This window comes from Stenotrophomonas capsici, from assembly GCF_034961085.1.
Classification (GTDB): Bacteria; Pseudomonadota; Gammaproteobacteria; order Xanthomonadales; family Xanthomonadaceae; genus Stenotrophomonas; species Stenotrophomonas capsici.
In genome coordinates, this window is the sequence record NZ_JAYFUH010000061.1 from 333,419 (window position 1) to 347,204 (window position 13,786).

Genomic DNA, 13,786 nt, shown 5'->3' on the forward strand with positions numbered 1-13,786 from the left:
GGCCTTCCAGTGCTGTTGGGGTGGTGGAGGGTCTGCGGTGCGACGGGGTCGGCCCGGCGCGAGGCCGCTGAAGGCAAACCGATCCGAGGTCCGTCGATTCCATGAGTGACATCCAATCCTTGACCGCCCAGGCGCTGGCCGACGTGGCCGCCGCGCAGAGCCCGGAAACGCTGGAAAACCTGCGCGTTTCGTTGCTGGGCAAGAGTGGCAGCATCACCGCGCAGCTCAAGCAGCTGGGCACCCTGCCGCCGGACGCGCGCAAGGCCGCCGGCGAGGCGATCAATGTCGCCCGCGACGCGGTGTCCACTGCGCTGGCCGAGCGCAAGGTGCTGCTCGAAGATGCTGCCCTGGATGCGCGCCTGGCGTCGGAGCACATCGACGTCACCCTGCCGGGTCGCCATGGCGAGCGCGGTGGCCTGCACCCGGTGACGCGCACGCTGGAGCGCATCACCGAGATCTTCGGTCGCCTGGGCTACGAGCTGTCCGAAGGCCCGGAGATCGAGGACGACTGGCACAACTTCGAGGCGCTGAACTTCCCGCCGCACCATCCGGCGCGTGCTATGCACGACACCTTCTATTTCGGCGACGGCCGCCTGCTGCGCACGCATACCTCCGGTGTGCAGGTGCGCTACATGGGCGACCACGCGCCGCCGTTGCGGATGATCGCCGCCGGCAAGGTGTACCGCAGTGACAGCGACCAGACCCACTCGCCGATGTTCCACCAGGTCGAGGGGTTGCTGGTGGACGAGCATTCCACCTTCGCCGACCTCAAGGGCACGCTGTCCGAGTTCGTGCGTGCGTTCTTCGAGCGCGACTTCGAGATGCGTTTCCGCCCGAGCTATTTCCCGTTCGTGGAGCCGGGCGCGGAAGTGGACATCGCCTGGCAGCAGCCCGATGGCAGCACCCGCTGGCTGGAAGTGCTGGGCTGCGGCATGGTCCACCCGAACGTGCTGCGCAGCGTGGGCATCGATCCGGAGCGTTACACCGGCTTCGCCTTCGGGCTGGGCGTGGAGCGCTTCGCGATGCTGCGTTACGGGGTGAACGATCTGCGCGCGTTCTTCGAGAACGACGTGCGCTTCCTCAAGCAGTTCGCGTAAGCGACGGGCCGTCGTGCCGGGCCATGCCCGGCAACGCTTGAACGTCGGTCCGCCCCGGGCGCAATGCGCTGGGCGCCGGCACAAAAGAAACCGCAACGGGAGGCCCGGCCTCCCATCAGGGTGACAACATGAAATTCTCCGAAAGCTGGCTGCGCAGCCACGTACCGACCACCGCTTCGCGCGACGAACTGAGCGCGGTGTTGACCGCCATCGGCCTGGAGGTCGAGGAGGTCACGGCGCTGGGTGATGGCTTGGACAACGTGGTCGTCGCGCGCATCGTCGAGGCCGTGCGCCACCCGGAGGCTGACCGCCTGCAGGTGTGCAAGGTCGATGCGGGGCAGGGCGAGCTGCTGCAGATCGTCTGCGGTGCGCCGAACGCGCGCCCGGGCCTGGTCGCGCCGCTGGCAATGGTGGGTGCACAGATCGGCGAGCTGAAGATCAAGCAGGCCAAGCTGCGTGGCGTGGAGTCCAACGGCATGCTGTGCTCGGCCAAGGAGCTGGGCCTGGATAACGACGCCTCCGGCTTGCTGGAGTTGCCGGACGACGCGCCGGTCGGTACGTCGCTGGTCGATTACCTCGGCCTGCCGGACGCCAGCATCGAGATCAAGCTCACCCCGAACCGCGCCGACTGCTTCAGCGTGCGCGGCATCGCCTTCGACGTGGCCGCGGCCACCCGCAGTGAAGTGAAGCCGTTCGCGGCCGATGCCGTTGCCGCGCAGGGTTCGCGCGAGCTGGCGATCCAACTCGACGCCGGTGCCGAAGCGCCGCGCTACCTCGGTCGCGTGATCGAAGGCGTCAACGCCCGCGCCACCACGCCGTTGTGGATGGCCGAGCGCCTGCGCCGCAGTGGCGTGCGCCCGGTATCGCTGCTGGTGGATATCACCCAGTACGTGATGCTGGAGCTGGGCCAGCCGATGCACGCCTATGACCTGGACACGCTCAAGGGCAGCATCGGCGTGCGCCGTTCGCGCGCCGGTGAGTCGATCAAGCTGCTGGACGGCCGCGACGCCGCGCTGGATGACAGCTTCCTGGTGGTGACCGACGCCGACCGTCCGGTTGGCCTGGCCGGTCTGATGGGCGGCTTCGATACCCGCGTCACCGACGACACCACCAACGTGTTCCTGGAGGCCGCGCACTTCGCGCCGGCCGCCATCATGGGCCGTGGCCGCAAGCTGGGCCTGCATACCGATGCCGGCCATCGCTTCGAGCGTGGCGTGGACCCGCAGTTGCCGCGTACCGCCATCGAATACGCCACCCGGCTGGTGCTGGACCTGGCCGGCGGCACGCCGGCGCCGGTCACCGAGGCCGTGCGTGAAGCCGACCTGCCGGTGGCGGCCGTGATCGGCCTGCGCCGTGCGCGCATCCCGCGCGTGCTGGGCATCCAGATCGCCGATGCAGAAGTCGAGCGCATCCTGCGTGCGCTGGGCATGCAGGTCGAAGCCGCGGCGGACGGCTGGCGTGTGACCGGCCCGAGCAGCCGCTTCGATATCGCCATCGAGGAGGACCTGATCGAGGAGCTGGCCCGCATCCACGGCTACGAGACGATCCCGACCACCTTGCCCGGAGGCGCCGCGCGCATCGCCATGCCCAGCGAAACCCGCCTGGACGAGCTGAGCGTGCGTCGCCAGCTGGTGGCGCGCGAGATGCTGGAAACCATCAACTTCGCCTTCGTCGATGCGCAGCTGCTGTCGCAGTGGCGGCAGGACGAAGGGCTGGTGCCGCTGGCCAACCCGCTGTCGGCCGAGCTGGCGGTGATGCGCCCGCTGCTGCTGCCGGGCCTGGTGGCCACGCTGGGCCGCAACGTGGCCCGCCAGGTGGGGCGTGTACGACTGTTCGAGATCGGCCGCGTATTCGCCCGGCAGGCGGGCGACGGCCAGCCCGCACCGCTGGAAACCGTGCGCGTGGCCGCTGCGGTGTGCGGCGATGCCGCCGCCCTGCAGTGGGGCGAGAAGGCGCGCAAGGTCGATTTCCATGACCTGAAGGGCGACCTGGAGTCGCTGGCACATGCCTCCGGGGCGGTGCTGGAGTTCCGCGCCTCGCAGCGTCCGTACGCCCATCCGGCGCGTTCGGCCGACGTCTGGCGCGACGGCCAGTGCATCGGTTGGATCGGTCAGGTGCACCCGCGCCTGGCCAAGGCGATGGACATTGACGTCGACGTGATCGGCTTCGAGCTGGACCTGGCGCCGTTGGCCGCGCGCAACCTGCCGCGTTCGGGCGAGTTGTCGCGCTTCCCGGCGGTGCGCCGCGACCTGGCGGTGCTGGTGGCTGAACAGGTCAGCTGGACTGACTTGGCGGCGACGATCCGCCAGGCCGGCGGCGAACTGCTGCGGGATGTCGTGCTGTTTGACCGGTATGTCGGGCAGGGCGTCGAACCGGGTTTCAAGAGCTTGGCTATGGGCTTGATTCTGCAAGACAAATCGCGCACCCTGACGGACCGTGACGTGGAGGCCGTGGTCACCGATGTGGTGGCGGCGATCGATCACGGGCACGGCGCAAAGATCCGTGGCTGAGGCGGGATACAGGGAGCAGGCATGGCATTGACCAAGGCGGAGATGGCGGACCGGTTGTTCGACGAGGTCGGTCTGAACAAGCGTGAGGCCAAAGAATTTGTCGACGCGTTCTTCGATGTGTTGCGTGATGCGTTGGAACAGGGACGTCAGGTAAAGCTGTCCGGTTTCGGTAACTTCGACCTGCGGCGCAAGAACCAGCGCCCGGGCCGCAACCCCAAGACCGGCGAGGAAATTCCGATTTCCGCCCGTACGGTGGTCACCTTCCGTCCGGGCCAGAAGCTCAAGGAGCGGGTGGAGGCATATGCTGGATCCGGGCAGTAACCGCGAACTTCCGCCGATTCCGGCCAAGCGCTACTTCACCATTGGTGAGGTCAGCGAGCTGTGCGACGTCAAGCCGCACGTGCTGCGCTACTGGGAGACCGAGTTCCCCAGCCTTGAGCCGGCCAAGCGCCGTGGCAACCGTCGTTACTACCAGCGCCATGACGTGCTGATGGTGCGGCAGATCCGCGGCCTGCTGTACGAACAGGGCTACACCATCGGCGGCGCGCGACTGCGTCTGGAAGGCGAGGGTGCCAAGGAAGAATCGGCACTGAGCAACCAGATCATCAAGCAGGTGCGGATGGAGCTGGAAGAAGTGCTGCAATTGCTGCGGCGCTGAACTTTTCGATGTGAAAGCCGGTATAATCACCGGCTCGCCTCACGGCGAAGCAGTAGATGTTCGGGGCGTAGCGCAGCCTGGTAGCGCATCTGCCTGGGGGGCAGAGGGTCGTCGGTTCGAATCCGGCCGTCCCGACCAATTACTGCAATCAAGATCAAGGGCTCGCACGTGGTGCGGGCCTTTTTTCGTTGTGCACACCAGCTTTGCTAGCCTGCGCCGAGCGGGCAGTCCGGCCTGCAGCCTTCTGGGGAGTTGACATGAAACGAGGGATCCATTGCATTGCCATCCTGGTCATCGCCGGGGCGCTGTCGGCCTGCGCGGCAGGCGAGGGCACACGCGGTACGGCGGAGGTGCCACGCGTGGGCATGGCCAATCCGGCCTCGGTGCATTGCGTCGACAAGGGGGGCAAGGTCGAGATCAGGAAGGACAGCGAAGGCGGCGAGTACGGGATCTGCCATTTGCCGGACGGCACCCAGGTCGAGGAGTGGGAGCTGTTCCGGCGGGACAATCCGGCGGGCAAGGACTGAGTGGGACGGCGGCGCGCCGCGGTGCCGGGTGCTGGGAATTCATCCGGGCCTGCGCGGGGCGGCTGGCTTTTTTCCTGCGGCGCAGCCGGTTCGTCGGCGTGGATGAAATCCCGGTGTGGGAATGCAGGGCGCGGCTGACCTGATTCCGGCTGAAGGGCGTTTGCCCGTGCGCAAGCCGCTCGAAAAGCCCCGCGATGCGGGGCTTTTTTCAGCTCGCCGCGCTGAGTGGCGCCGCGGTGTCTTTCAGCTTGGGCCAGCGCTTGAGCAGGGCGGCGCGGATGCCGCTGGCATCAATGCCGGCTTCGGCCAGCAGGTCTTCGCGGCTGGCGTGGTGCTGGTAGCCGTCGGGCAGGCCCAGGTGCAGCATCGGCATCGTCACTGCTTCGGCATTGAGCAGCTCGGAGACACCCGAGCCGGCACCGCCGGCGACCACGTTGTCCTCGATGGTGACGAAGCCGTCGTGGGTGCGGGCCAGTTCCAGCAGCATCGCCTTGTCCAGCGGCTTGATGAAGCGCATGTTGACCACGGACAGGCCCAGCTCGCGGCCGACCTGTTCGGCGGCCGGCACGGTGGCGCCGAAGGCGAGCAGGGCGATGCGGCTGCCGGCGTGGCGCAACTGCGCCTTGCCGATCTCCAGCGTCGACAGGTCGTTGCCGATGGCGGCGCCGGGGCCGGTGCCACGCGGGTAGCGCACCGCGGCCGGGCCCTTGTACTGCAGGCCGGTGCTGAGCATCTGCCGGCATTCGGCTTCGTCGCCCGGGGCCATGATCAGCATGTTCGGCACGCAGCGCATGAAGCTCAGGTCGAGGTTGCCGGCATGCGTGGCACCGTCGGGGCCGACCACGCCGGCACGGTCAATGGCGAACAGCACGTCCAGGTCCTGGATGGCAACGTCATGGACCAGCTGGTCGTAGGCACGCTGCAGGAAGGTGGAGTAGATGGCAACGACCGGCTTGGCGCCCTGGGTCGCCATGCCGGCGGCCAGCGTGACCGCGTGTTGCTCGGCGATGGCCACGTCGAAGTAGCGCTCCGGGTACTCCTTGCTGAAGCGCACCAGGCCCGAGCCTTCGCGCATCGCCGGGGTGATGCCCATCAACAGCGGTTCGGCGGCGGCGGCATCACACAGCCAGTCGCTGAAGATGTCGGTGTAGGTCGGCTTCTTCGGCGCGCCCTTGGCAGGCAGGCCCTTGCTGGGGTCGAACGGGCCGACGGCGTGGTAGCCGATCTGGTCGTCCTCGGCCGGCTCGTAGCCCTTGCCCTTGGTGGTCATGATGTGCAGCAGCTGCGGCCCCTTGGCGTCCTTCAGGCGGGCCAGGGTGGACAGCAGCAGCGGCAGGTCGTGGCCGTCGATCGGGCCGGTGTAGTGGAAGCCCATCTGCTCGAAGGCGGTGGATGGCACGAACATGCCCTTCCACTGCTCCTCCCAGCGCTTGACGAAGCGCGCCGGCGGGCTGTTGCGCTTGTCGCCGAGGATCTTCTTGCCCCCTTCGCGCAGCGCGTTGAGCGTGCGGCTGGCGGTGGCGCGGCCGAGCATCTTGGTCAGCCCACCCACCGCTTCGGAGATGGACATGTTGTTGTCGTTGAGAATGACCAGCACGTTCGGCTCGTCATCCATGCCACCGGCGTGCGCCAGCGCCTCGAAGGCCATGCCGGCGGTCATCGCGCCATCTCCGATCACGGCCACGGCCTTGCGGGTATCGCCCTGGCGCTGGCGCGCGATGGCCATGCCCAGCGCGGCGGAGATGGAGGTGGAGGAGTGGCCGACGCCGAAGGTGTCGTACTCGCTTTCCTCGCGCTTGGGGAACGGCGCCACGCCGTCCTTCTGCTTGACCGTGTGGATGGTGTCGCGGCGGCCGGTGAGGATCTTGTGCGGGTAGGTCTGGTGGCCCACGTCCCACACCAGCTGGTCCACCGGCGTGTTGAACAGGTAATGCAGGGCGACGGTCAGTTCGATCACGCCCAGGCCGGCCGCGAAATGACCCCCGCTCTTGCCTACCGACTCGATCAGGTAGGCACGCAGTTCTTCGGCGACCGCGACCAGTTCGCTTTCGTCGAACCTGCGCAGGTCATCGGGAGTCTGGATGCGCGACAGGCGCGGATAGGAGGCAGAGTCGATCATTTTCGTGGCGTTTCAATCGAAACGGTATTTTCGCCGCCAAAAGGGGGTGGGGCAAGCAAACCGCAACAATTGTGAGCGTGAAATGACGAGGTTTGCCAGCAATCTGAAGTACCTGTTCAGACTGTCGATACCGAATGCGGTGTCCGGGGTGGTTCAGGCGCTGCGCTGCAGGGCCTTCTTGGGCAGTTGCGCCTTCAGGAAGGCCATCTGGTCGGCCAGGATGTTGCGGTTGGACAGGATCAGGTGTTCGATCCAGCTGGGCCGGTAGGGCACGGCCAGCAACGGCATGTTCGCCTGCTGCGGGGTGCGGTTGCTCTTGCGCGAATTGCAGTGGAAGCAGGCGGTGACGACGTTCTCCCAGGTGTCCAGCCCCCCCTTGGAGACCGGCAGCACGTGGTCGCGGGTGAGTTGCGGGCGGCTGAACTGCTGGCCGCAGTACAGGCACAGGTGCGCGTCGCGCGCGAACAGCGCCGGGTTGGTCAGGTTTGGCGTCGGGTCGATGGCGCGCGAGCGGGCATGGCCGCGCGAGGCGATGATCGGGTGCAGGTCCAGGCCGCTGCGCTGGCCACTGTCGCGGTTGGTCGCCCCGTGCACGTGCAGGCAGGGGTCGCCGAGCGTCCAGGCCACCGCGTCGCGGGCGTAGAGGCAGGCGGCGTCCTGCCAGGTGATCCAGTCCAGCACGCGTCCGTGCGCATCGAGCGACAGCAATCGCACGGTACCGAGGCGGTGGAAGGAGGGGGGAAGTGAAAACCCGGCTGTCGGAGCGGAAAGGTCGGCTCCGGTATCGATCAGACTACGCGGTGTAGTGTCTGTCTCCATCGGGAAAACAGCTTATACACGAAGCGTGACAGTTTGTGTAAAGACGGGGCGGTTCCGGGGCGTGTGCTTCTTCAACCTGCGATAGAAGCGGCCCTCGCCCCAACCCCTCTCCCGCTTGCGGGAGAGGGGCTTTGGTTTGTCGGGGCGTTGGGTTTAGTCGCCGAAGCGTGCCGAATCCATCGCCATCAACGGGTCGGCGCCGGCTTCCATGCTGGCGGCATGGGTCAGGGTACGCGGCAGGACGCGGGCGTAGTAGAAACGCGCGGTTTCCAGCTTGGCCTGCTTGAAGCTGTCGGTATGGCCGGACACCTGGGCGGCGGCGACGGCGCGGGCCCACCAGTAGGCCAGGGCCACGTAGCCGCTGTAGAACAGGTAGTCCCAGCTGGCCGCGCCCAGTTCTTCCGGGTTGGCCGCGGCGCGCTGCAGCACGTTGACGGTCAGCTTGCCCCATTCCTTGGCCTTGGCGCCCAGCACCGGCAGGAATTCGGCCACGGCCGGGTTGTTGGCGTTGTCGGCGATGAACTGCTCGACCTCGGCCAGGAACAGCTTCAGGCCGGCGCCCTGCGAAACGGCGGTCTTGCGGCCGATCAGGTCCAGCGCCTGGATGCCGGTGGTGCCTTCATACAGCGTGGTGATGCGGGCGTCGCGGGCGTACTGCTCCATGCCGTGCTCGGCGATGTAGCCGTGGCCGCCGAATACCTGCTGGCCGTTGTAGGTGGCTTCGATGCTCCACTCGGTCAGGCAGGCCTTGACGATCGGGGTGAGGAAGCTGACCAGCGTGTCGGCGTCGGCACGCGCCTTCTCGTCGCTGCCGTTCTGGGCGGCGTCGAGCTGGGTGTAGGCGTGCACGGCGAGCAGGCGGCCACCTTCAGTCAGCGCCTTGGTGGTGAGCAGCATGCGGCGCACGTCGGGCTGGGCGATGATCGGGTCGGCCGGCTTGTCGGCCAGCAGCGGGCCCTTGGGTGCACGCGACTGCAGGCGCTCACGGGCATAGGCCAGCGCGCCCTGGTAGGCGCGCTCGGACTGCGCCAGGCCCTGCACGCCGACGCCGAGGCGGGCGGAGTTCATCATCACGAACATCGCCTGCAGGCCCTTGTGCGGCTGGCCGACCAGGTAGCCCTGGGCGCCGTCGAAGTTCATCACGCAGGTGGACGAGCCGTGGATGCCCATCTTGTGCTCCAGCGCGCCGCAGCGCAGGGCGTTGCGCTCGCCCTTGTTGCCGTCGCGGTCGACCTTGTACTTGGGGGTGACGAACAGCGAGATACCCTTCGGGCCCGGAGGGGCGTCGGGCAGCTTGGCCAGCACCAGATGGACGATGTTCTCGCTCAGGTCGTGCTCGCCGGCGGTGATGAAGATCTTGGTGCCCGTGATCGAGTAGCTGCCGTCGGCATTGGGCTCGGCGCGGGTCTTGAGCAGGCCCAGGTCGGTGCCGGCGTGCGGTTCGGTCAGGCACATGGTGCCGGTCCAGTGGCCGGCCACCAGCGGCTTGAGGAAGGCTTCCTTCTGCCAGTCCTCGCCGTAATGCTTGAGGGCTTCGACCGCGCCGTGCGACAGCATCGGGAACAGGCTCCACGCCAGGTTGGCCGAGGACACCATTTCGCTCAATGCCATGCCCAGTGTCTCCGGCATGCCCTGGCCGCCGAACTCCGCTGCCGCGGTCAGACCGGTCCAGCCGCCCTCGACGAACTGTGCGTAGGCCTCCTTGAAGCCGGGGGCGGTGGTGACCTCGCCGGTGGCCTTGTCCAGCTTGCAGCCGGTCTGGTCGCCGACCGCGTTGAGCGGGGCCAGCACGCTGGCGCTGAAGCGGCCGGCCTCCTCCAGCACGGCGTCGATGACGTCGGCGCTGGCGTCTTCCAGGCCCATCGCGGCGAACAGGGATTCGGCCTTGAGCACGTCGTGCAGGGCGAAGCGAAGATCGGTAACAGGGGCTTTGTAGTTGCTCATCAGAACGGTCTCGAACGATGCAGGAAGCGGGTGGGGGTCAACGCAGGACGCCGGGCAGACCCGGTGCCTGGTTGAGGCTGTTGCGCGATTTGACGTCGAAGCTGCGCTGTTTCTTTTCTTCCGGGGTGGCGCTGATGGTGCCTTCCAGTTCATAGAACAGGGAGCGACCGCCGGCCAGCGAATCGGCCACGACGATGCGTGCCGCCGAAGACGGTTGCAGGCGCACCTTGACCACGTCGGCCGACTCCGGGCCGATCGATACGCCCGGTTGCGTGCTGAGCGTGCCGGCGGCTTCATCACCAACCTTCATCGCCAGCGACACCGCGTCAAAGCGCATCGGCATGGAGCTGTAGTTGCGCAGGCGCAGCTCGACGTCCCAGTTGCCGTCGTTGCCGACGGTAAGCTGCTGGATGCTGGCGGCAGGTTCGGAAACGCGCTTGACCGGGCCGCCGCTGCAGGCGGCAAGCGCCAGCGCGGCCACGGTGATCAGGGCGAATGTAGGGCGAAAACGCATGCCGCGCGGTCCTCCAGTCCTAAAGATGTCCCGAAGGATACTACGGCGTATGGCAGCGTGCGCAGGGCACGGGGTGGCAAACACGGGCGACAATCGCGGCGGGGGGATGGCGGAACCCGGCTCCTGGTGCATCAACACATGCAGGGGCCTGACGGCTGCCGTCTTCCGCGTCACTTTCTGGGGGTTCATTCATGCGTTCATTCAAGTTGTTGCCGCTGGCCAGCGCAATCCGCGGCGGTCTGACTCTGGCGGTGCTGTGTGCCGCTTCCCCGGCGTTCGCCGCGCCACCGCAATTCGATATCGATGCCGGCAACATCGAGGACGTACTGCCCGAATTCGCCCGCCAGGCGGGCATCCAGATCATCGCCCCGGCCCATTCAGGCAAACAGGGGCGCATCGCGGTGGGGGAACTGAAGGGGCAGATGGATACCCGGCAGGCCTTGAACCGCCTGCTCGACGGTACGGGATTGACCGTGGCCTCCGATGATGGCCGCACGATCACCCTGCGCGCGGCCACGCCGATGCTGGCGTCGCTGGGGGGCTTGGGCGCGATGTCGATGGCGCAGTCGAGCCAGGTCGAGCCGGTCGCCGCCGAAGCCGAGCCGGCGCAATCCAATGCGAACGTGAACACGCTGGACCAGATCACCGTGGTCGGCAGCCAGATCAAGGGCAGCAAGTCGGCTGCCATCCTGCCGGTGGCCACGCTGCAGACCGAACAGATCGAGGCCACCGGCGCGGTCTCCGGTGACGACCTGTACCGCTCGATCCCGCAGATGGGTGATGTCTCCTTCAGTGGTACCAACGGCGGCAACAGCTCCAACTACGCGCGTGGTGACATCGCCTCGGTCAACCTGCGCGGCTTGGGCGTGGGCAACACGCTGCTGCTGATCAACGGCCGCCGCACCGTGGTGCACCCGATGAGCCAGGCCGACGGCAACCTGGTGCCGGTGCTGACCTACAACGCCAACGCGGTGCCGGTGTCCAACCTGCGCCGGGTGGAAGTGCTGCTGGACGGTGCGGCCGCCATCTACGGCACCGACGCGGTGGCCGGCGTGGTCAACAACGTGCTGCGCGACGATATGGACGGCGGCACCATCAGCGTGCAGAAGGGCTTCGGCGAAGGCACCAACCTGAGCGATGTCGGCGTCAACGGCATGTGGGGCAAGAACTCCGAGGACCTGCGTTCCAACATCACCATCGCCTTCAACTACTACAACACCACCGGCCTGAACTCGCTGGACCAGGGCTGGACCAGGAACGGCAACCGGGCCGATGACTTCGCCGGCACGCCGTTCGAAGGCCTGGCCGGGGTGGACAACCGCAACACCAACAGTCCGTGGGGCAACTTCACCGCCAGCGGCCCGCGCATCTCGCGCAATGGCACCTGGTTGACCACGGCGGCCGGTGCCTTCCACGTGCAGCCGACCGCCAACAGCGGCTGTGCGGCGACCATCGGCGACGGGCTGTGCGTGCAGTCCGGCAGCAAGGCGACCTCCGGCGCCGATGCCAACCTGCGCGACAACCAGCAGTCGCAGTACCCGCTGTCGATCACCCCGGACGTGCGCCGGCTGAATCTGTTCGTCACCGGCAAGCATGATTTCGAGAACGGCATTTCGTTCTTCAGCGAAGCCGGCCTGTACGACTCGCGTGCCTACAGCCTGCAGAGCGGCGTGAACACCATCACCGCCTTGCCGATGACCGTGGCCGCCAGCAACTACTGGAACCCGTTCGGGGCGATGTACCTGCCCGATGGCTCGCTCAACCCGAACCGCCTTCAGGGGTTGAACATCGGCCCGGATGGCGTGCCGGTGACGATCACCAGCTACCGCTTCGAGCGACCGACCCGCATCGAGGTCAATAACACCCAGGTGCGCGCGCTGGCCGGCCTGCGTGGCTTCCATTACGGCTTTGACTGGGAAAGCGCGGCGCTGTACTCCAAGGCCAAGGTCAAGGACACCCAGGATGCGGTGAGCATGTCGCTGTTCCAGCAGGCGCTGGCCAACCCGACCGCCTCGGCCTACAACCCGTTCTGCGGTGGCTGCAACGACTGGGACAAGCTGGACCAGTTCTTCTACAAGGCCAAGCGGCAGAGCCAGACCGAGCTGTTCCTGTGGGACTTCAAGGTCTCGCGCCCGGACCTGTTCAAGACCTGGGCCGGCGATGTCGGCATGGCCGCCGGTTTCGAGATCCGTCACGAAACCCAGCGCGATGACCGCGACGCGCGCGTCGATGGCTCGGTGACCTTCACCGACATGATCACCGGCGTTGCCTACCCGAGCGACATGTACGGTGTCAGCCCGACCCCGGACACCTATGGCTCGCGTACCGTGGCCGGCCTGTTCGCCGAGCTGTCGGTGCCGCTGGTCTCGCCGGAGATGAACGTGCCGCTGGTGCGTTCGCTGGACCTGCAGGTTGCCGGCCGCGCCGAGCGTTACAACGACTTTGGCAACGTCGCCAAGCCCAAGCTGGCGCTGGGCTGGCAGATGTTCGACGGGCTGACCCTGCGCGGCTCCTGGGCCAAGGGCTTCCGCGCCCCGAACCTGGAGCAGATCAATGCCACGGTGGTGAGCCGTTCGAACAACCGCACCGACTACATCCAGTGCGAGGCCGACGTGCGCACCGGTGCGCAGGCATCGATCAACGGCTGCGGCGGCTACACCTATTCCACCACCGCACGCCGCTCGGGCAACCCGGACCTCAAGCCGGAAACCTCCACCAACACCAGTGCCGGCATCGTGTTCCAGCCGCGCTTCATCCCGGAGGACTACGGCCGCTTCACCTTCGCGGTGGACTACTACAAGTACGAGCAGGAAGGCATCATCGGCCTGTTCGGCGAAGGCAACGCGCTGATCCTGGACTACATCCTGCGCCAGCAGGGCGGCAGCAACGCCGCCGTGGTGCGTGCCGACCCGACCGCCGACGACATCGCGCGCTTCGCCGGTACCGGCCTGGCTGCCGCGGGCAAGGTGCTGTACGTCACCGACCAGTACGTCAACCTGGAACCGCAGACCCTGCGTGGCGTGGACTACAACTTCAGCTGGAACTCACCGGAAACCCGCATCGGTCGTTTCGACCTGTCGGTCACCGGCACCCACCTGATCGAGTTCTACCGCCAGCGTTCGCCGGCGTTGCAGGCGCTGGAAGACGCCAAGGCCACCGGCCTGGTCGACCCGTCGATCCGCATCACCGGCGGTGGCGACCTGATCGGCAACGGCGGCAACCCGGAATGGAAGTGGGCCGGCACGCTGACCTGGCGTTACCAGCAGCTGTCGGTGGGTGCCACCGCGCGTTACTCCAGTTCCTACGTGGAGAATGGCCTGACCCTGGCCGACGGCACCCCGTGGACGGTGAAGTCGCAGACGTTGGCCAATGCCTTCGTCAAGTACGAGTTCGAGCGCGAAGGCTGGCTCAACGGGTTGGCGGTGAAGGTCGGTGCCAACAACCTGGCCAACAAGCGCCCGCCGGTGTCCGATGATGCCTACGGCTATTCCTCGGCGGTGTACCAGGCGTATCCGCGCTACTGGTACGTCAACGTCAGCAAGGCGTTCTGATGAAGGCCGTCGTGGCAGGTGCGGGCGTCCGGCAGTGGCCGGACGAC

The 13,786-nt window shown here is 67.0% G+C and carries 10 protein-coding genes and 1 tRNA gene; 7 read left to right on the forward strand and 4 right to left on the reverse strand.

Annotated features, from left to right (window positions below; translation table 11 throughout):
• The first annotated feature begins 101 nt into the window (after positions 1–101).
• The 6 genes from pheS (at position 102) to VA603_RS03420 (ending at position 4,792) form a co-directional block, all read left to right on the forward strand.
• Positions 102–1,097 (forward strand): phenylalanine--tRNA ligase subunit alpha, encoded by a 996-nt coding sequence (gene pheS / locus VA603_RS03395; RefSeq protein WP_323437917.1) that lies wholly within the window; start codon positions 102–104, stop codon positions 1,095–1,097.
• Between the two features lie 128 nt (positions 1,098–1,225).
• A complete protein-coding gene (gene pheT / locus VA603_RS03400; RefSeq protein WP_323437918.1) occupies positions 1,226–3,607 on the forward strand; it encodes a phenylalanine--tRNA ligase subunit beta in 2,382 nt (793 codons plus the stop codon).
• Positions 3,608–3,628: 21 nt separating this feature from the next.
• On the forward strand, positions 3,629–3,928 hold the full coding sequence (locus VA603_RS03405) for an integration host factor subunit alpha (RefSeq protein WP_054657702.1): 300 nt from the start codon (positions 3,629–3,631) through the stop codon (positions 3,926–3,928).
• Positions 3,909–4,265, forward strand: coding sequence for a MerR family transcriptional regulator (locus VA603_RS03410; protein ID WP_132862880.1), 357 nt, complete (start codon positions 3,909–3,911; stop codon positions 4,263–4,265). The genes VA603_RS03405 and VA603_RS03410 overlap by 20 nt, the downstream gene beginning before the upstream one ends.
• Positions 4,266–4,326: 61 nt before the next feature.
• Positions 4,327–4,403, forward strand: a tRNA-Pro gene (locus tag VA603_RS03415).
• Positions 4,404–4,522: 119 nt separating this feature from the next.
• Positions 4,523–4,792, forward strand: a complete 270-nt coding sequence (locus tag VA603_RS03420) for a putative hemolysin (RefSeq protein WP_323437919.1) — start codon at positions 4,523–4,525, stop codon at positions 4,790–4,792.
• A 208-nt stretch (positions 4,793–5,000) separates the two neighbouring features.
• Here the strand turns inward: VA603_RS03420 and dxs are convergent, their stop codons facing one another.
• The 4 genes from dxs to VA603_RS03440 all read right to left on the reverse strand — a co-directional run bounded on the left by dxs (position 5,001) and on the right by VA603_RS03440 (position 10,188).
• Positions 5,001–6,911, reverse strand: coding sequence for a 1-deoxy-D-xylulose-5-phosphate synthase (gene dxs, locus VA603_RS03425; RefSeq protein ID WP_132862955.1), 1,911 nt, complete (start codon positions 6,909–6,911; stop codon positions 5,001–5,003).
• Between the two features lie 153 nt (positions 6,912–7,064).
• Positions 7,065–7,730 carry an HNH endonuclease gene (locus tag VA603_RS03430; RefSeq protein ID WP_132862956.1) on the reverse strand — a complete coding sequence of 222 codons (666 nt, stop codon included), beginning with the start codon at positions 7,728–7,730 and terminating at the stop codon, positions 7,065–7,067.
• 153 nt (positions 7,731–7,883) lie between these two features.
• Positions 7,884–9,674, reverse strand: a complete 1,791-nt coding sequence (locus VA603_RS03435; RefSeq protein WP_323437920.1) for an acyl-CoA dehydrogenase C-terminal domain-containing protein — start codon at positions 9,672–9,674, stop codon at positions 7,884–7,886.
• 37 nt (positions 9,675–9,711) lie between these two features.
• Positions 9,712–10,188, reverse strand: a complete 477-nt coding sequence (locus VA603_RS03440; protein ID WP_132862958.1) for an LEA/WHy family protein — start codon at positions 10,186–10,188, stop codon at positions 9,712–9,714.
• 191 nt (positions 10,189–10,379) lie between these two features.
• On the opposite strand from VA603_RS03440, the gene VA603_RS03445 reads away from it, so the two are divergent.
• The gene (locus tag VA603_RS03445; protein ID WP_132862959.1) at positions 10,380–13,739 is read left to right on the forward strand and encodes a TonB-dependent receptor; all 3,360 of its coding nucleotides are present in this window, start codon (positions 10,380–10,382) and stop codon (positions 13,737–13,739) included.
• The last annotated feature ends 47 nt before the right edge of the window (positions 13,740–13,786 follow it).

What these genes read in the sequence shown, in the direction of transcription:
- pheS (WP_323437917.1), top strand. Translation starts at nt 102, where the DNA reads ATGAGTGACATCCAATCCTTGACCGCCCAGGCGCTGGCCGACGTGGCC.
- pheT (WP_323437918.1), top strand. Translation starts at nt 1,226, where the DNA reads ATGAAATTCTCCGAAAGCTGGCTGCGCAGCCACGTACCGACCACCGCT.
- VA603_RS03405 (WP_054657702.1), top strand. Translation starts at nt 3,629, where the DNA reads ATGGCATTGACCAAGGCGGAGATGGCGGACCGGTTGTTCGACGAGGTC.
- VA603_RS03410 (WP_132862880.1), top strand. Translation starts at nt 3,909, where the DNA reads ATGCTGGATCCGGGCAGTAACCGCGAACTTCCGCCGATTCCGGCCAAG.
- VA603_RS03420 (WP_323437919.1), top strand. Translation starts at nt 4,523, where the DNA reads ATGAAACGAGGGATCCATTGCATTGCCATCCTGGTCATCGCCGGGGCG.
- dxs (WP_132862955.1), bottom strand. Translation starts at nt 6,911, where the DNA reads ATGATCGACTCTGCCTCCTATCCGCGCCTGTCGCGCATCCAGACTCCC.
- VA603_RS03430 (WP_132862956.1), bottom strand. Translation starts at nt 7,730, where the DNA reads ATGGAGACAGACACTACACCGCGTAGTCTGATCGATACCGGAGCCGAC.
- VA603_RS03435 (WP_323437920.1), bottom strand. Translation starts at nt 9,674, where the DNA reads ATGAGCAACTACAAAGCCCCTGTTACCGATCTTCGCTTCGCCCTGCAC.
- VA603_RS03440 (WP_132862958.1), bottom strand. Translation starts at nt 10,188, where the DNA reads ATGCGTTTTCGCCCTACATTCGCCCTGATCACCGTGGCCGCGCTGGCG.
- VA603_RS03445 (WP_132862959.1), top strand. Translation starts at nt 10,380, where the DNA reads ATGCGTTCATTCAAGTTGTTGCCGCTGGCCAGCGCAATCCGCGGCGGT.